Below are 18,001 nucleotides of genomic sequence, written 5' to 3'. Positions count from 1 at the left end.
TATGAATATGATATGAAAAGACTATATATTACCCTACTCCTTACTCTTTTTACCTCTTCAGCAATTTTTGCTCAAAAAGAGTTTTATAATAACAATAAGTTTAAGCAACTAGACGAAGAACTTCCAACTCCCAACGTTTACAGAACCGGATCTGGTGCTCCTGGACACAAGTATTGGCAACAAAAGGCTGATTATATTATTGAAGCTAGTCTTGATGAATCCAATCATCGCCTTACTGGTAAAGAAACCATTACTTATACGAATAACTCTCCAGATGTTATTAAATACCTATGGGTGCAATTGGATCAAAATATGAGAGCTAAAAACTCGAATACATATAAGATTCAGCAAAGCAAAATTGAAGACAAAGCCTCTCTTAAAAAGCTTCAAAGAATAGAAGGTTACCCTGATTATGATGGTGGCCATAAAATCGCTTCTGTTACTGATGCAAACGGTAATAAGATCCCTTATGTCATCAATCAAACCATGATGCGTGTAGATATTGAATATCCCATGAAACCGGGAGATCAGTTTACATTTAATGTGGAATGGAGCTACAATATCAATGACCGTAATTTAATGGGTGGCCGTGGTGGTTATGAGGAATTCCCTGATGGCAATACGCTTTACACTATCACACAATGGTACCCAAGAATGGCGGTTTATGATGATGTCAATGGATGGCAGAACAAGCAGTTTCTTGGAAATGGTGAGTTTGCATTAACCTTCGGTGATTATGATGTAAAATTTACTGTCCCCTCTGATCATATAGTAGCTTCTACAGGTGTTTTACAAGATTCTTCAGTATTGACAGAAGAGCAAATTCAAAGAATTGAAAAAGCGAAAACTTCTGAGAAACCTGAAATGATCGTAACATTGAAAGAAGTTCAAAAGAAGGAAAAGAAAAAAGCGAAAGGAACAAAAACTTGGCATTATACTGCTGAAAATGTAAGAGACTTTGCTATGGGATCTTCTCGTAAATTACTTTGGGACGCAATGGGTGTTGAAGTTGGAGGAAAGACCGTAATGGCTATGTCTTACTATCCTAAAGAAGCTTATGATCTTTATAAAAGATATTCAACAGAAGCTGTAGCACATACTTTAGAAGTGTATTCAAAATATACTTTTGATTATCCTTATCCAGTGGCGATCTCAGTGGAAGCAGAAAATGGCATGGAATACCCAATGATCTGTTTCAACTACGGAAGAGTGGACGAAAAAGGAAACTATACTAAAAGAACCAAGTATGGTATGCTTTCAGTAATCTTCCATGAAGTAGGCCACAACTACTTCCCAATGATTGTCAACTCCGATGAACGTCAATGGACATGGATGGATGAAGGTTTAAACTCTTTCTTACAATTCCTAGCAGAACAAGAGTGGGAAGCAGGTTATCCTAGTAGAGAAGGTTTCCCTGAGTTAATTGTAGATTATATGAAAGGTGATCCCGCAGGTATTTCACCTACAATGACCAACTCTGAATCCATTCATCAATTTGGTTATAATGCCTATTCAAAACCAGCTACTGCTTTGAATATCCTTAGAGAAACAGTAATGGGAAGAGAGCTTTTTGATTATGCTTTTAAAGAGTATGCAAGAAGATGGAAATTTAAACACCCTACTCCTGCTGATTTCTTTAGAACAATGGAAGATGCTTCTGGAGTTGATTTAGATTGGTTTTGGAGAGGTTGGTTCTATACTACCGAACCTTGTGATATCAGCATTGAGAACGTAACGTTTAAAGAACTTGATTCACAAGATCCAAATATTGAAGAAAAGAAACGTAAAGAATTACGTTCGTCTAAAACTCCTACCATCACAGAAATTCATAATGAGGAAGTAGGCTTAATCACAAGAGTTGAAAAGAAGAAACAACTTCAGGATTTCTATAACTCTTATGATCCTTTGGATAAAACGCCCGAAGAAGCACAACAATTCAAGCGCTATCAAAACGGTTTGACAAAAGAAGATAAAGAGTGGTTAAAGGAAGATCACTTTATCTATCAAATCGACTTCAAGAACGTAGGTGGTTTGATCATGCCTATCATCCTTCAGAAAAACTATGAAGATAGCACTAGTAAAAAAGTGTATATCCCTGCCGAAGTTTGGAGAAAAGATAATGTCAACATCACCAAAGTATTTGTAGAAAAGAAAAAGGTCGTTTCTTTTGTATTAGACCCTAACAGAGAAACAGCCGATATTGATACTTATAACAACTACTTCCCTAGAGAAAAACAAGTGAATCGTTTTCAGTTGTATAAAGGGAGAAGGTAAATTGTAATATACTTTTAATGGAAACAGCCACTAGAACTTTTGAGGTTTTAGTGGCTTTTTTTTTGTTATTTCGAAAATTTTGTCTGCATTTCTAACTCGATTGAATTTTTTTCCTTCTGTACTCATCCAATTCATTTGTTGAAAATTGTCTGAATGAAAATTTATAACCCATTGCTAAAGCAAATCCATAGAAAATGAGGTCTCTAGGGTCAAATGTTTCCATTAATAATTCCGGTATATAAGAGAAGTCCATAAGTAACAAAACTTGAAAAAATGACAAATTTTGTTCATTCCCTATCAGTCCAATTATGGTCAATACATTACCTAACACTATCGAAGACAATGCTATCAAAGCACCTGATACACCAAAAATTTTATCCAATCCTTTTCCAAAATATCGGATTGATATTCCAACTGCAACACCAATTCCAATTGCCAAATAATTGATTTGATACAATGTAGCAATTGAAATTCCACTCCAAACTAATGAACCTACAAGACCTGTGATAATTCCTGCTATCAATCCCATTGGTAAATTTTGTTCCAATCTTAGTTCCTCAAGATCCTCCATCGACAAACGTGCTTTAATCTCTTCTGGAGCTAATTCCATATCTTCTACACCAGAATAACCTTTCTTTGTTTCATCAAGATTATAATCTGGACATTCACCATTAAAAGTTGCTTTTTCTCCCGTTAAACTACAGATTAAACCCACTTTTGGATTCATTTTTCGGTTGGTACATTTTTTACAAAAAACCAATTGTTCGTTTCTAGTCATTATTTTGCTTTAAGTTAAATGAATAAAAAAATGCTATTGAGTTAACTCATCAATAGCATTTACAATATATATATCAATTAGAATAAATAGAAGTAGAAGAAATCTAAATTAACTTAGTTATTTATTATACTTTCTCCTCCTCTGATAAATAAAACCAATTCCCAAAAGAATAGTAATCACCACAGGAACTCCAACATTGATCCATTGCCACATTGTCTTTTCTTCTCTGATCTTAAAAGAATCAAGTGGACGAATAGTGACCTTCTTATTTCTTGCTAAAATTAAGCCTTCATCATCCGTAAGGTAATCCATCGCGTTCATTAAGAAATCAAGGTTGGATAGAGATTGGTTTTGAAAACGGTCAAATTCTATGGATTCCATTTTTCCAGTGGCAGGATTGAATTCGTTTCTAATAATATCTGCATCTCCCATTACAATTACTTTACTTTCCTTCTTTCCAGATTTAATCAATGAAGATTTAGGAATGCCTTTGGGAGGAAAACGGTTGGCATATAAAGATTTGAATTTACCTTCTAAGAGATACGCAACAGGAATATGAGGTGTATTAAAAAGTTCTTTCTGATTCACTTCTTTGATTTCATCCAACGATACGATATTTGGCATTTTTCTGATCCTTGAGTAATTGGAAGTATAGACTAAAGGTGTTTTCTTGATTCCTTTAGATTTTACTGTATCCAATGTGCTTACAAATTTCCCATAAATCACATCCATGTTTCTCACTATAGGATGTTCTGAGAACGTATTTAAGTACATAAAGTAAGGCCATGGTAATTTCTTAAGGTTTGCTTTATCTCCTAAATTCCCCACCACGATCTCAATCAAACCTGTTTGCTGATCTTGGATTAAATCAATATTTGGTCTTACACCTAATCTAAAAAGTAGGTCTTCAATATTTAAATCGTAACCAAATGCGTAAGTTCCTCCTAAAGGAATAGAGTCTTTGTTCATCTGTACCCTATCCATCAAGAACATTGCATTTCCGCCATTCATCAAATATTGATCGATATAATATTTATCTCTATTTGGAAATTTCTTTTTAGGTTGAGCAACGATAATTCCATCAAACTGATTTAATGTACTCATATCATTTACTTCAGCAACGTAATATTTTTTCTTTAACGCTTCAATCGCTTCCGTCATTTCTGTAGGTGTCAATTCATCATGTCCTTGAATAATGGCAATTTTCTTGGATTGCGTTTGAGAAAGTTCCTTGATAGCACTGGCTAACTCAAATTCTACACCCTCTATAGATTGATTGATCTGCTCTTGAGAAGATCTTGCTTTGTTGCCTTTTAAAAGAAGAACTCCTTTCTGTTTTCCTTTGTATGAAACTAAGGCTCCTGGGTAAATCAGACGTTGTGTTTGTTCTCCATTTGCAGAAACATCAAAAAGAGTAGTTTGAGGAATACCTTTTTTGATAATGGATTGCTGGAAGGCTCTTTTTTGTCTTTGATCAGCAAAGTCATTAGGGTCAACAAAACGATAGTCTAATTGCCCATTGGATTGGATTTTAAACTCATCTAAAGTTTCTTGGATAGATTGCTTCAAATGCTCGAATTCTGCATTCAAGGGGCCATCTAGATAAACATCAATTTGTACTTCATCAGGAAGATTATTCAATAACCTTTCCGTAGCAGGATTGATGCTAAATCGCTTTTCTTCGGTCAAATCCCAACGGAAAAAAAGTTGATCTGAATGTATATTAAGTAATATAAAAAAAAGTACTACTGCAGAAAAAGATAATAGGTCTTCCCACTTACGCATAATCATTGAACAAATTTGCTTGTCATTAAATTTCTCGCAAAATCGGATGTTTAGGTGATTTTGCAAAATAATAAATCAAGATTACACCAATTTTTCGAGTTGATTTGTCAATTATCAATTATTAATCTCTTTTCTAGCATAAAATAATGTATTTTTGCATTTCAGTTTGAATTTATAGTTTTTTAGTACTTTTTGATTGTGTCAGAAATCAATTTTAAAGATACATTAGATAAAAATCCAATTTTCCAGATCGTTGCTCAAAGTGCGCAGGAGGTTGGTTTCAAAACATACCTAGTAGGTGGTTTTGTCAGAGACTTACTTCTTAAGCGTCCTTCCAAAGACATTGATATAGTTTGTGTAGGTAGTGGAATCGTTTTGGCCGAACAAGTGGCTAAAAATGGTGGTAACCTTCCTTGCAATACTTTCAAGAGCTTTGGTACAGCTATGGTAAAGTTCGATGATTACGAAGTAGAATTTGTAGGAGCAAGAAAAGAATCTTACCGTAGGGAATCACGCAAGCCGATTGTGGAGGATGGTACGTTGGAAGACGACCAAAACAGAAGAGATTTCACTATCAATGCTTTAGCAATCTCTCTTAATCTTGAGGATTTTGGCGATTTGGTTGATCCGTTTGGAGGTGTAGATGACTTGAAGAAAAAGAACATCATTACACCTTTAGAACCTAACATTACTTTTTCTGATGATCCCCTAAGAATGATGAGAGCGATCCGTTTTGCCTCTCAGCTTTCTTTTGATATAGACCCCGATACTTTCCAGGCGATTACCGATAATAAGGAACGCATTGAGATTGTATCCAAGGAAAGAATCATGGATGAATTAAATAAAATCATCCTCTCTCCACTCCCATCTTATGGCTTTAAGCTTTTGTTCACTTCAGGATTATTGGAATTGATTTTCCCTGAAATGAATAATCTCTACGGTGTTGAACGTAGAGACGGCAAAGGGCATAAAGATAATTTCTATCATACCTTAAAGGTGTTGGACAATGTTGCTGAGAAATCAGATGACTTATGGTTACGTTGGGCGGCAATTCTTCACGATATTGCTAAACCTCCGACCAAGCGATTCAATCCTAAAGTAGGTTGGACATTCCATGGGCATGAAGACAAAGGAGCACGTATGGTTCCTGGTATTTTCAAGCGTTTGAAATTGCCATTGAATGACAAGATGAAATTCGTACAGAAATTAGTACGACTTCATTTACGTCCGATTGCTCTTGTGAAAAAAGAAGTTACCGACTCCGCTGTTCGCCGTTTGCTTTTTGAAGCCGGTGATGATGTAGAGGCATTAATGGCACTTTGCAGAGCAGATATTACTTCTAAAGACGATAAAAAGGTAAAGAAATATTTGGCCAATTTTGATTATGTAGAATCGAGGTTGATCGAAGTAGAAGAAAGTGATCAGATTCGTAACTTCCAGCCTGTTATTACGGGTGAGAGAATTATGGAGACGTTCGGTATCAAACCTTCTCGTGAAGTAGGGCAAATCAAGGATCAAGTCCGTGAAGCTATTCTAGACGGTAAAATCAAAAATACCGAAGAAGAAGCCTTTCCATTTATGGTAAACATAGGGAAAGATCTTGGGTTAACGCCTGTTGAATAATTAAAACGAACACCAAACAACTTAATTGAAAATATAACATGAATGATTTAATTCTTCGTACTGCAAGAGGTGAAAAGACAGAAAGAACACCAGTATGGTTAATGCGTCAAGCAGGGCGTATTCTTCCTGAATATAGAGCCGTTAGAAATAGTGTATCTGGTTTTGTGGAATTATGTCAAACTCCCGAATTAGCAGCAGAAGTTACAATCCAACCTGTAGATTTATTAGGTGTTGATGCGGCAATTATTTTCTCAGATATCTTAGTAATTCCTGAAGCAATGGGGTTACCTTACGAGATGGTAGAAAAAAGAGGTCCCTTCTTCCCTAACACGATACAGTCAGAAGCAGATCTTCAAAAAATCAGAGTAGCAGATGTTGAATCTGATTTAGGTTATGTTTTAGAAGCAATTAAGTTGACAAAGAAAGAGTTAAATGGTAGAGTTCCTTTGATTGGTTTTGCAGGTGCTCCATTTACAATTTTCTGTTATATGATTGAAGGACAAGGATCAAAAACATTCTCTAAAGCAAAGAAAATGTTCTATACAAATCCTGAATTCTCTCATCAGTTATTACAAATGATCACTGACAGTACTATTGCGTATTTGAAAGCTCAAATCAAAGCAGGTGCTGATATGATTCAAATTTTTGATTCATGGGCTGGTATTCTTTCTCCAGAACAATACAGCGTTTTTGCAATGCCTTATATCAACCAAATCTGTGACGCTATCACTGAGGTTCCAAAAACGGTATTCGCTAAAGGCGCTTACTTTGCTAGAGAAGCAATCGGAAGAAGCAACTGTAATACGGTAGGTTTAGACTGGAACATGGATGTTGCTGAATCAAGAATGTTGACTAACGGTAAAGTATTACAAGGTAACCTTGATCCATGTGCTTTATACGGCTCTAATGCTGAGGTTGAAAAAGCAACAAAAGCAATGTTGGATAAATTCGGTCCTGATAAGCATATCGCTAACTTAGGCCACGGTGTTTACCCAGACATTGATCCTGAAAAAGTAAAAGTGTTTATTAATACTGTGAAGGAGTACTCTGAGAAAATGAGATAATCCTTATCGGAATAAAAGAATAGAAAAGTCTGTAAGTCTTCGTGATTTTCAGACTTTTTTTGTTTCAAGCTATTTCTCCTAGTTATATTACTGTTTCAAGTCTTAAGCTGAAAGCGTGACTTGGACCTAAATCTGGAAAAAGTCTGTAGACTTTTAGTTATAAATAGTGTTGCTTCAGCTATAAGTCTTCAGACTTATAACAATTGTAAGCACAAGTGACACCTCCGGTTTAACACTTGCGCTAGACTGAGAATATATGAAATTTGAAATAATCTAAATTTAGTAAACTCCCAAACCTAGTATAATACCCGCATTAGTAAGGAGATAGATTAATAGGATTGATATGAAATAATGAATTATGATAAACTTTAAGGAATACATGTGCTTCTTTTTATATAAAAAAAAGAAAAAAAGCAGATGTGCTATTATAAATGCCAGCTCAAAAAAACCATATATTTTGAACTTTGAGTACCTGATCCATAGAAAAAAAAGACAAGCATCACGGATATAATTTTTTGAATCACATAATACAATATACTGAGTAATATTATAAACAATAACTTAATTTTCATCTGTAACTTCAACATCTATATTAAAATTATTCCTCATTATTTGAAAGAACTATACATTCTCAATGGCTTCCATATTCATACCAAACGGATATAGTTGTTTTCTCTTTCATATTATTTTTTTCATCACGCATAGGGGTAAAACGTTCTCTTGGTGTCATCATCATGTAAACAAAATTAAATGCTCTTAAATCAATATTTAAAATGATGAAAAAAACTATTTGCTCTATGCTTTTCTTGCTTTTCGCAACAACTGTCTTTTCACAAGAACTAAAGCAAGTAATCAGAGGTCAGATTGTCGATGCCACTTCTAAAGCTCCCCTACCATTTGCTACCATAATTGTTACTTCCTTGGAAACTCCTCTAGGCACTGTTGCAGATGACCAAGGTAATTTTAGATTAGAAGGTATTCCAGTTGGTCGACAAAACTTAAAGGTAACATTGGTAGGATATGAACCTGCAATGGTCAATAATTTGATGCTGAATTCTGCGAAGGAATTAGTCCTTACCATTCCTCTTAAAGAAAGTACTACTCAAATGGAAGAAGTAGTGATAAGAGCTTCTGAAGGCAATGGTAAAACATTAAATGAAATGGTCAGTGTGAGTGGACAGTCTTTCACGGTGGAACAAACAGAAAGGTTGGCTGTTTTTGATGACCCTGCCAGGGTTGTGGCTTCTTTTGCCGGGGTGAGTACAGGTAACTTAGATGATAATGGTGTGGTGATTAGAGGAAATGCTCCCAAAGGTGTTTTATGGAGATTGGAAGGTGTAGAAATTCCTAACCCCAATCATTTTGGAGGTCTTGGTTCTTTTGGTGGCGGAGCAATATCTGCACTAAGCGGTCTGATGTTAGGTGATTCTGACTTCTTAACAGGCGCTTTCCCTGCCGAATATGGAAATGCAATGTCAGGGGTTTTTGATATGCAGTTTAGAAATGGAAACAATGAAACTTCCGAACATGCCGTTCAATTGGGAACATTAGGATTGGATATCTCTTCTGAAGGTCCTTTTTCAAAAAATAGTAATGCGTCTTATCTCTTTAATTATAGATATTCAACGCTCGCACTAATAAAGCCTATTCTTCCTGAAGATAATGGTATTCCAACCTATCAAGATTTAAGTTTTAAAATTAATGTTCCCACAAAAAAAGCAGGTGTATTTTCTATTTGGGGCTTAGGCTTATTAGATGGTATTGATTCAAAAGCCAATAAAGACACCACCAAATGGGTTTCTGAATACGATAGTTATTCTGATCTTGGTACATTTCGAACAGGAATTTTGGGTTTAACGCATAATTATTCCTTTAGCAATAAAACCTTCTTAAAAACATCTGTTGTAGCTTCACAGGAATATAAAAGATACGAAGAAGAGCGATATGATTTCCTTTTAGATACCTACCCGACTAGGGACTTGAGTATTAAAAATAATAAGTGGACGGCCTCAACGGTATTGCAACATAAATTTAACGCCTCTCACTTCAACCGAACGGGAGTAATTTTCAATCAATTGCATTATAATTCAAAATTAGCTTTTTCTCCAGAGTTTAAAGATCCATTGTATACCTATTTAGATGAACAAAGCACCATTAATACTTATCAGTTTTTTACACAGTCTCAATTTGATTTGACCTCTCGCTTAAAATTAAATGTTGGTATTCATAGCCAATATGTAAATTTCAACGAAGAGTTGACGTTTGAACCAAGAGCAAGCCTATCCTATCAAATCTCACCCAACAGGTCTATCGGGTTTGCTTATGGTAAACATTCCAAACTAGAGCCTTTGCCATTGTATTTTAGTAAAATTGAAGAAAATGGTGTAATGACTCAACCTAATACTTCCTTACCACTATCTAAATCTCATCATTATGTTTTTTCATATGATTGGAATATTAATGACAAAATTACACTTAGTATCGAACCCTATTACCAACGCCTCTATGACGTCCCTGTAATTCCAGATAGTTCTTACTCGGCCATTAATATTGATGCTCAATGGCTGTATGAAGATAAAATGGAAGGAACTGGAACAGGTGAAAATATGGGAATAGACATCACTTTATCAAGAAGTCTAAATCAGGGATTTTACTATATGTTTACCGGTTCTGTCTTTGATTCAAAATACAAGGGAGGTGATAGTGTTGAACGTAATACTAGATTCAATAGAGGATTTGTGATCAATGCTATTTATGGTAAAGAATGGGTCGTTGGAAAATCAAAAAACAAAGTGTTAGGCCTTAGCGGTCGTATGAATCTTCTTGGGGGAAAATATACCACTCCCTTAGATACCAAAGAGAGTATGAATCAAAAAGAAGCCATCTATGATGAATCAAAAATTTACACGGAAAAACAAGATCCATCCTACCGTTTAGATATTTCGTTCTATTGGAAAATTAATAAAAGAAGACATACGGGCACATGGAAATTACAGCTATTAAATGCCCTTGGCAGTAAGGATGATTATGGTTATTTATACAACTATCAAACTCAAGATCTAGAGAAAGCAGATGCTCAAATTGTCATTCCTTCATTAGCTTATAAAATAGAATTTTAATTTTTTGCTCTGGTGGATTGTGAGGTACAAAGTATTTCGTCTCTACAGAATTACTAACAATTATTGCTTTGGTGAATAATTGAAAGATTACAACTCTGTAAGGCCACAATGCATTATAGCTCACGATCCACTAAGCATTCGCAATTTCCTTCACTTCGTTAATTGACAAACCTGTACCTTGAGCTACTTGCTTTATTGATAAGCCCATTTGAAGTAAATTTTTAGCTGTCTTTAAATTAGCATCTCTTCTTCCTTTCTCCTCTCTCGTATCCAAAGTATTGGTGTAATCACGAAAACGCTTTAAATCCTCATCATAGAGTTCTTGATCAGCTTTTGGAAGAGCTGTATATTCTGCTAATTTCAGTACTTTTCTAAAAATATGCTCCTTTAATACCGATGGCATTTGCTCAAAAGTGGTGATATTATTTAAAAGGTAAAGCCATTTGTCAAAGTTGGTTTTCAAGTCTTTCTCCTGCTTTCTGAATTTTGGCAATTCTAAATACACGAACTTCAGTTTTTTATAGAAGACTTGATTCTTTTGATTTTTCAACTGTACGATATGATGGAAATCTTCATCCCTTTCATCAAAGATAAAATCCATGATGGAAATGACATAAACCGCTTTTAATTCATAATCCCACCCTTTACCTCTTTTGGCTTGTTCTTGAATGGGAAAAGATGAATAATAGATTGTGCGATCTTTAAAATGTGTCTGTTCTGCACGTTGCAACTCCACGATAAACTTTTCACCTTTATCATTTTCACAATATAAATCATAAATGGCTTTGCGATCCGTGTCATTTTTAGGTAAATGCTCTGTTGACTTATAGGTCAAATCATAGATTTGATCTTCGGCAGGTAATACCGAGTTCAAAAAATCAATGAGAATATCTTTATTGGCTTCTTCTCCAAATATTTTCTTAAACCCGATATTTGATAATGGGTCGATATAATGTGGAATACACATAACTGTTGTTCGTTTATGGGGTAAATATAGTTAAATTTTGGTTTGAATTTGGGATAAGAACCCCCACAAGTGTTTTGGCTTGTGGGGGTTGGGGTTTTGTTGTGATAAGTTGGGAACTTATTCAATTTTGGATAGTTCTAAGTAACGCCTACGGCTTAATACTTAGAAAGGATTGGCTTGTGTTTTTTTGTTTTAAGTTCGGAAACTTAAAACAATGATATAGTTCGTAATGACGCTAACGCTTAACATTACGAACAGTGGTGGGGGGAACACCTACGGCTTTATATTTGGTCGAGTAGGTGATGTTGGTTCCAAAATCAACCAATCATTTAAAAGTTTAAAACCATCAACAACACTCAATATTTTCTCCTTAGGTGGTATATATGTTAGACACGAATCATACCCATATTTTGTTTCAATAGATAGCAAAACAACCCACTTAGATGTGTCTTCATAATGAGTTATTGTTCCCTTTTTAAAAGGGTAGAAAAACTGCAACACATGACACACACTATCCGACACAGGTTTAATTGCAATATCACTTTCATATATAGGTTTATTTTTCTCGAATTGAATAAACTTTAAATAATAATATGGAGGACAAATTTCATAGTATTTAGAATTAAGTAAATCAATTACATTACTTGGATAATGTTTTTTAGAAAAAGTCATTATTTCGTAATCATCTTCATAACTACCCACCCAAGTTGAAGGGATTTCTAGAATGTTTTTTTGGGCTCTATTGCCATTATTTGATATATTTAGTTTTTCAAATTTATTATTTGTGTTGCAGGAAAACAATAACATTAATAATAAATTAATCACTCTATTTCTTATTAAGAGAGTCAAAGTAATCTGTGCTTCCATCATATGTATCAAGCTCTTCTTGTGAAAATTTATAAACATTAGTAACCTCTTCTTTGGCCAATTTTTTTACAGAGTCCTTAAATCTCTGTTCTAAATCACCTGATATTTCATCACCATTCTTTAAAGCATTAAAATAATCTGTTACACCATCATAAGTACTAAATACATAGGCGTATTGCATTTTCCAGCCTTTTATCTGTTTTGGATTTTTATTTTCTGGATTATACTTAGGATCTTCAAGATATCCGCCATTTAAAAAATAAACGAATGCTTTAGCAACTTTTGCTTCAGTTTCCCTAAAAATAGGCTTTGATTTTTGATCTCCATAAAACAAAAGTTGACCTGCGTGAAATATCTCTTCAAATACTGTAGATGTTTGTGAAAATGTCTCCCCTTTTACCTTCATTTCAGGTCTGAATTTTATATGATGTGGATTAAATTCTGAACCTCTTTTCGTTATAGTTTCAAAAAAGAAGTAATCATTAGTGATATCTTGAACTACTCTCAAAAAACCATTAAATTGTCCACTAGTGTATGCCTTGTAATCAGCAGGATCAGATAATGAGAATGACGACACCTCAAACATTATGTCACTATCGTTTACTTGTTTATATACTTTAGAAAAAATTTCAGACTGACTAAGTAGTTTTATAGAATTAACATAGGATTGTTTATACACTGAATTAAGTTTTGAGGAAGGATAAATCTCCCTACCATCAATATCTAAGAAAAAGATAGGGCTATTCCCTGCAAACTGATAAGGCGTAAACCGAGGATAACTCTTCATCAACGGATCAACACTCAAAAACTTCCCAATCACCGGATTATACACCCTAAAGCCATAATCCTGTATCAACTGAGAACCATTGAGGTCTGTATCATTCTCTTTACCATTAAACCCATAACGATACCCCTCTCTATTCCAACTTCGGTCAGCTATTTTAGCACCAAAAGGGTAATAATCACTGTATGAAAGAACATTGGCACTTCCATCTGACAGAGTTACTAAGACATTTCCAAGGTGGTTACTCAGTGCATATCTTCTGTGGTTTAATCCTGTTGAAAGTGGATCTAAATCTATTCTGAACACTGAAATAACATTTATTGCCTTCTCTCCAAAATAGTAAGACTAATATTTATTATTACTCCAATAAAAACAAATAAGATAGCAGGAAAAGGTGCTTTTAATATTAAATAAAAAATATTTTGATTGATTATTACCTTATCAGAATTCAATTCAGAGATGCGGATTATTTTGGTATTAAATATTGATTCATTTATTACAAATCTATTCCTCATGAAGAATGCTGATTTCCCTGCTCTTTCAGAATCAATATAAATATAAGGTATTACTTCTTGAGATAATAAAGTTCCCGTTCTCGAAAAAATTGCTCTTTTATTATTACTGATTGTTACGACATGAATTTTTTGATCATCTGAAATTAACATCTTAAATGCAGCATTATTGGCTCCCACATTCCATGAATTAATAAATTCTCCCTCTTTATTATAGCAAAGTATCATTCCATAAAATTGTGTACCTAAATATATAAACCCATCTTGATCTACAATAATATCTTGCACATCACTCAATGGAACCTCACCATTAAAACTAAATTTATCAGATGAAAAAAGAATACCACTAAAAAAAGAAAATGCTCCAAAAACCATTAACAATACTCCACAAATTCTCAGTGATATTTTAAAATTACTTTTCATCATGATTGGACTTATTCTGTTCATAAACTTATAAAAACTTCCCACTCATTCTTCCATGAAGAAGCCCCTTCCTCTTGAGATTCGCCTACGGCTTAATACTTCGAATAGGCTTAGAACTGTTGTTAGTTAATATTCAAAGTTTTATACTCTGGATGTAATCATTATAACACCCTAAATTAAATTGTAAGCACAGAGGAATCATATAACCTTTTGAATGTTTATGATTAATATCCATATAATAAATATCTAATATGCCTTTTCTCATGGAGACTCTAAAAATACATTGATCGGGGTATCTATACGAAAAGAAACCTTCTTGTTGGGGGGGTAGGATATTGTTTCACCATAACAGAGTAAACAGTATCAATTAAATCAATACCTATTGTCCTATCAATTAAAAACTGTTCTGTTACATGAGGGAAATGTTCCATATAATAACCTGCCGTATATTGCCCAAAATATTTCATTTCATCAATTTTCGAATTTTCTTGAGACAAGATAAGCAAAGGGTATTTATAAGTCATGTTTTCTAAATTCTTGAGTTCTAAAACTAATGTATCAGTTAATACTAACCACCTGCCTAAAATAAATTTATCTCTTCCCTGTTGAAAATAAAATTCATTTTCATCAACTCTTATGAAAACAGTGTCATCATCAGTAAAATCAGTTGAATATAAATAAGGAACCTCATTAAATATTCCATTATAGGAATAATTATTAACATTAAAATCATATTCCTTTTTTAATCGATTAATATTCTGTTTAGAATTATTACATGAAATAAAAACCAATAATAATAAATAAATAAGGTTATTCTTCATCTATCTTTAGTTGTTTTCTAAATAGTTACCATCTCCCTTTTCGCAACCCCATACACATACTAACGAACTGAACCATAGCACTGTGAAGTAATTAATCTATAATTCTAGCATTTGCTAATGTTTCTACTATTAGTTTATTGTTTGATTTACTAAACCTACATTCTAATATCAATTTTGAATTAATAACATTTTCATTGAATATTCTATATTCCAAACTTGGTCCATTATTTAAGGTGAAAGAAATGGTATTTATTTTGTCTAAGTTATTAATTCTTGTAATATCTGCCATACCAATACTATGATCATCCTCCAATATAAACTGATCAGTTTGCTTATTATTTGTCTTCAATATCATTTGATCTGATGAAAAACCTTCTCTAAAATAAATTAACACTGTATTGTCTGGTAACAATTTATTTGCCTTCAAATATGGTTTATGTTCACCTTGTATAAGGTAATTTATTTCAATGTCGTAAATCGGATATTGGTTTTCTATTTTATCGCTTTTACATGAACAAGAAGAAAGGCTATATAAATTAATCATCATTAAAGTGAGGTACAAAAATACTTTTCTTTTTATTTCTACATTTTACTTTTTGATTTAGTTTATCTCTTCTAACAATTCTTATACTTAGCGAAGTAATGTCTTATGATTAATATTTAAGCTAACTAATAACAAGGGAATTCACTTGAAACCTTCTTGATATGATGAACTTTCTGTACGCTCACTAAAAACTCTTCTTTATACTTCCCAAAATTAGGATCATGGCCATTGTACGTTAAACGGTACTTACTTTTACCTTCTTTTCTTAATTTCCCCTTTTTAAAATTTTTCACTTTCCCTCTTTTAGAAATTGAAAAAAGGTTTTCTTTACTAAAGAAAGATTGTAAAAACACCTGTTCTGAACATATTAAATCTTCTTTTAAACACCTTTTATGAACATAGCCTACAAAATAAGAAGCAAAAATGGAGTTGCTTACATAACTTTCAGTTTGTCCTTTATATTCTGCAATCATTAATACCGCCATATTATTTGTAAGAGAACCTACCTCTGTCCTTTCATCAGAAACTAAAAGATTATCATCATGCACATGATAATATAAACAGCTTAAAGGGAAATAAGCTGAAACCTCGTTAACATCAGAAAGTTTTTCATTTATCTCTTTTTGGTTTAAAGTAACATAAATATCAATTTTAGCGACATAAAAGGTTTTATCTGTCTGAGCATTTATCTTAGTAATAAATAAAAAAAACAATGCAATAATTAGTTCGTTTCTCATTTGTTTACAGCCTAATAGTTTATCTTTAATTTTATGTTCAAGTAATTTAATATTACTAAGAATGATATCTAGGTAAAAGCCAACTGAGATTACCTATACATAGATGTGTGGTTAGAAAACTCTAAGGTCAATACTGAATCAATAAGGTTCAATTTTAGTATACTACAATCACAAGAATTAAATTCTGTAATTAGGGCTTTGCTATCATTTAGTCGTATTGAAACCTTTTTGATATTTTTCTTATGGCCCAGAATTAGATGTTCTGACATCCCTAATACCTCAGAAGTAGAAATTGAATCTTTAAAGGAAAGGTTGTCATCTATCATCACTTCAATTACATCTTTATCAAACCCCTCTTCAATATAAAGATGTAAAGAATCTTTAGATAGTCGTTTATCATATTCTGCATCATCACATTTGCTATAACGAATCAAAATATCATATTCATTATTATATGCTGAAACAGCATTTTTTTTTAATATGACATGAAATGAAAAGATATGCTAGAAGGAAATAAAAAACCTTAATTTTATACCAATTTGACTTCATTTTTCATTTAAAAAATTTATAAAGAGTCTCTTAGAAAAATTTATTCAAAACCATTTCATGACAAACAACATAATGAGCTGCATCAGCTGGATAAAACGAATCTATTTCATAAAAAAAATCTTCATTGTCAATTGAACAATATTTAAATGTTACAGTTTTACCGCTCACCAATTGAATTGTTTTTCTATAGTAACTTCTATCTGAAAAAGAATACTTTGAGTACAATAACTTGTAAAATTTCTTTTTATATAAGCTATACATACACCTTGTAGTCATTAGAATCTTATTTTGATTGGGTAATTCACAAAATAAGAGTGGTATTTCTTCTTGTGCGATTTCAAAAGTACTACTAACTAAACTTTCATCTATAACTGTTTCTAAGTCCCGTAATATAAAAGTATTCAATCTATCATTATGAGTTTTCAACTCTTTATCACCATACCTACGCTTAAATTTATTAATTATAAAATTTGCAACCTCTAAATCATTCATTTTCTTTTAATTCAATTGATGTAAATATCTTTGCACAGATGTCTTAGAATACCCTAGAACATTGATTGCCTTTAAGGATGTGAATATACCTCACCAAAAACCCATTCTTCTGTCCAAGGTAATATTGTAAAATTTTCATCTGGATTGTAGTTAAACCAAATAGGACCGTACTCCAATGAATAAATTAACTTACCAAATGAAGCTGACTTAACATGATTCTTATATTTAATATTCACCCCATCTAAAGGTAGAACTAGCATTTTCACTAAAAAACAGTTACTGGTATCAATTTTTTCAGCAACTGACTCATAGCAAATATCCGTAGATCCTAACTGACCACAAAAATAGTTTTTTTGATTATTTTTGTCCTCAGCAATTGAAAAAATGGAGTACAGTTTATTGTCATTTTGCTTTTGGAAATAGACAATTTTTGATTTTTCAGAAAGCCCCCAATACCCGATCAATTGCCTTTGTAAAGTAAGATCTTTTACATGATACAAGTTCATGGTTAAAGAATCACCAACTATTTTTTGATCTAGAAATTCATCATGAATTTTATTATTGCATGATATACTCAATAATAAAATTATGGTAACTACTCACCGACATTAAATTAGACAAAAAGTAAGTCAGCGATAATTTAAATTTAATAAAATCTTCAT

The 18,001-nt window shown here is 32.9% G+C and carries 16 protein-coding genes; 4 read left to right on the top strand and 12 right to left on the bottom strand.

Annotated elements, in window-relative coordinates:
* The first annotated feature begins 12 nt into the window (after nt 1-12).
* The gene (locus tag HHU12_RS25155) at nt 13-2,274 is read left to right on the top strand and encodes a M1 family metallopeptidase (protein WP_169659498.1); all 2,262 of its coding nucleotides are present in this window, start codon (nt 13-15) and stop codon (nt 2,272-2,274) included.
* Between the two features lie 91 nt (nt 2,275-2,365).
* Here HHU12_RS25155 and HHU12_RS25150 read toward each other — a convergent pair whose 3' ends face one another.
* Complete coding sequence (locus HHU12_RS25150; protein WP_169659497.1) at nt 2,366-3,001, bottom strand: hypothetical protein; 636 nt, start codon at nt 2,999-3,001, stop codon at nt 2,366-2,368.
* A 168-nt stretch (nt 3,002-3,169) separates the two neighbouring features.
* Nucleotides 3,170-4,843 carry a gliding motility-associated ABC transporter substrate-binding protein GldG gene (gene gldG / locus HHU12_RS25145; protein WP_169659496.1) on the bottom strand — a complete coding sequence of 558 codons (1,674 nt, stop codon included), beginning with the start codon at nt 4,841-4,843 and terminating at the stop codon, nt 3,170-3,172.
* A 201-nt stretch (nt 4,844-5,044) separates the two neighbouring features.
* Here gldG and HHU12_RS25140 point away from each other — a divergent pair, with 201 nt between their 5' ends.
* The 3 genes from HHU12_RS25140 (at nt 5,045) to HHU12_RS25130 (ending at nt 10,643) form a co-directional block, all read left to right on the top strand.
* Complete coding sequence (locus HHU12_RS25140) at nt 5,045-6,460, top strand: CCA tRNA nucleotidyltransferase (protein WP_169659510.1); 1,416 nt, start codon at nt 5,045-5,047, stop codon at nt 6,458-6,460.
* A 38-nt stretch (nt 6,461-6,498) separates the two neighbouring features.
* Nucleotides 6,499-7,524 (top strand): uroporphyrinogen decarboxylase, encoded by a 1,026-nt coding sequence (hemE, locus tag HHU12_RS25135; RefSeq protein ID WP_062618358.1) that lies wholly within the window; start codon nt 6,499-6,501, stop codon nt 7,522-7,524.
* Between the two features lie 773 nt (nt 7,525-8,297).
* On the top strand, nt 8,298-10,643 hold the full coding sequence (locus tag HHU12_RS25130) for a TonB-dependent receptor (protein ID WP_169659495.1): 2,346 nt from the start codon (nt 8,298-8,300) through the stop codon (nt 10,641-10,643).
* Nucleotides 10,644-10,773: 130 nt separating this feature from the next.
* On the opposite strand, the gene HHU12_RS25125 is transcribed toward HHU12_RS25130, so the two are convergent.
* From HHU12_RS25125 to HHU12_RS25080, 10 genes are all read right to left on the bottom strand, one after another.
* A complete protein-coding gene (locus HHU12_RS25125; RefSeq protein ID WP_169659494.1) occupies nt 10,774-11,610 on the bottom strand; it encodes an Rpn family recombination-promoting nuclease/putative transposase in 837 nt (278 codons plus the stop codon).
* A gap of 273 nt (nt 11,611-11,883) precedes the next feature.
* A complete protein-coding gene (locus HHU12_RS25120) occupies nt 11,884-12,435 on the bottom strand; it encodes a hypothetical protein (RefSeq protein ID WP_205959988.1) in 552 nt (183 codons plus the stop codon).
* Nucleotide 12,436: 1 nt separating this feature from the next.
* Nucleotides 12,437-13,567: an RHS repeat domain-containing protein gene (locus HHU12_RS25115; protein WP_169659492.1), complete on the bottom strand. Its 1,131-nt coding sequence runs from the start codon at nt 13,565-13,567 to the stop codon at nt 12,437-12,439.
* Between the two features lie 11 nt (nt 13,568-13,578).
* Nucleotides 13,579-14,199 carry a hypothetical protein gene (locus tag HHU12_RS25110; protein WP_169659491.1) on the bottom strand — a complete coding sequence of 207 codons (621 nt, stop codon included), beginning with the start codon at nt 14,197-14,199 and terminating at the stop codon, nt 13,579-13,581.
* Nucleotides 14,200-14,492: 293 nt separating this feature from the next.
* A complete protein-coding gene (locus tag HHU12_RS25105) occupies nt 14,493-15,017 on the bottom strand; it encodes a hypothetical protein (protein ID WP_169659490.1) in 525 nt (174 codons plus the stop codon).
* Nucleotides 15,018-15,108: 91 nt separating this feature from the next.
* Nucleotides 15,109-15,564, bottom strand: a complete 456-nt coding sequence (locus tag HHU12_RS25100) for a hypothetical protein (protein WP_169659489.1) — start codon at nt 15,562-15,564, stop codon at nt 15,109-15,111.
* A 122-nt stretch (nt 15,565-15,686) separates the two neighbouring features.
* A complete protein-coding gene (locus HHU12_RS25095; RefSeq protein ID WP_169659488.1) occupies nt 15,687-16,298 on the bottom strand; it encodes a hypothetical protein in 612 nt (203 codons plus the stop codon).
* 89 nt (nt 16,299-16,387) lie between these two features.
* Complete coding sequence (locus HHU12_RS25090) at nt 16,388-16,732, bottom strand: hypothetical protein (protein WP_169659487.1); 345 nt, start codon at nt 16,730-16,732, stop codon at nt 16,388-16,390.
* A gap of 145 nt (nt 16,733-16,877) precedes the next feature.
* Nucleotides 16,878-17,339 (bottom strand): hypothetical protein, encoded by a 462-nt coding sequence (locus HHU12_RS25085; protein ID WP_169659486.1) that lies wholly within the window; start codon nt 17,337-17,339, stop codon nt 16,878-16,880.
* 71 nt (nt 17,340-17,410) lie between these two features.
* Entirely contained in the window at nt 17,411-17,845 is a 435-nt protein-coding gene (locus HHU12_RS25080) for a hypothetical protein (RefSeq protein WP_169659485.1), read from the bottom strand.
* Between the last annotated feature and the right edge of the window lie 156 nt (nt 17,846-18,001).

This window comes from Flammeovirga aprica JL-4 (genome assembly GCF_012844305.1).
Taxonomy (GTDB): Bacteria; Bacteroidota; Bacteroidia; order Cytophagales; family Flammeovirgaceae; genus Flammeovirga; species Flammeovirga aprica.
The sequence above is the reverse complement of the archived record's forward strand: the minus strand, read 5'-3'. Positions and strand labels throughout refer to the sequence as shown.

Bases quoted from the DNA above. Each gene is read 5' to 3' on its own strand.
- HHU12_RS25155 (WP_169659498.1), top strand. From the start codon at position 13: ATGAAAAGACTATATATTACCCTACTCCTTACTCTTTTTACCTCTTCA.
- HHU12_RS25150 (WP_169659497.1), bottom strand. From the start codon at position 3,001: ATGAATCCAAAAGTGGGTTTAATCTGTAGTTTAACGGGAGAAAAAGCA.
- gldG (WP_169659496.1), bottom strand. From the start codon at position 4,843: ATGATTATGCGTAAGTGGGAAGACCTATTATCTTTTTCTGCAGTAGTA.
- hemE (WP_062618358.1), top strand. From the start codon at position 6,499: ATGAATGATTTAATTCTTCGTACTGCAAGAGGTGAAAAGACAGAAAGA.
- HHU12_RS25130 (WP_169659495.1), top strand. From the start codon at position 8,298: ATGATGAAAAAAACTATTTGCTCTATGCTTTTCTTGCTTTTCGCAACA.
- HHU12_RS25125 (WP_169659494.1), bottom strand. From the start codon at position 11,610: ATGTGTATTCCACATTATATCGACCCATTATCAAATATCGGGTTTAAG.
- HHU12_RS25110 (WP_169659491.1), bottom strand. From the start codon at position 14,199: ATGATGAAAAGTAATTTTAAAATATCACTGAGAATTTGTGGAGTATTG.
- HHU12_RS25105 (WP_169659490.1), bottom strand. From the start codon at position 15,017: ATGAAGAATAACCTTATTTATTTATTATTATTGGTTTTTATTTCATGT.
- HHU12_RS25100 (WP_169659489.1), bottom strand. From the start codon at position 15,564: ATGATGATTAATTTATATAGCCTTTCTTCTTGTTCATGTAAAAGCGAT.
- HHU12_RS25095 (WP_169659488.1), bottom strand. From the start codon at position 16,298: ATGAGAAACGAACTAATTATTGCATTGTTTTTTTTATTTATTACTAAG.
- HHU12_RS25085 (WP_169659486.1), bottom strand. From the start codon at position 17,339: ATGAATGATTTAGAGGTTGCAAATTTTATAATTAATAAATTTAAGCGT.
- HHU12_RS25080 (WP_169659485.1), bottom strand. From the start codon at position 17,845: ATGAACTTGTATCATGTAAAAGATCTTACTTTACAAAGGCAATTGATC.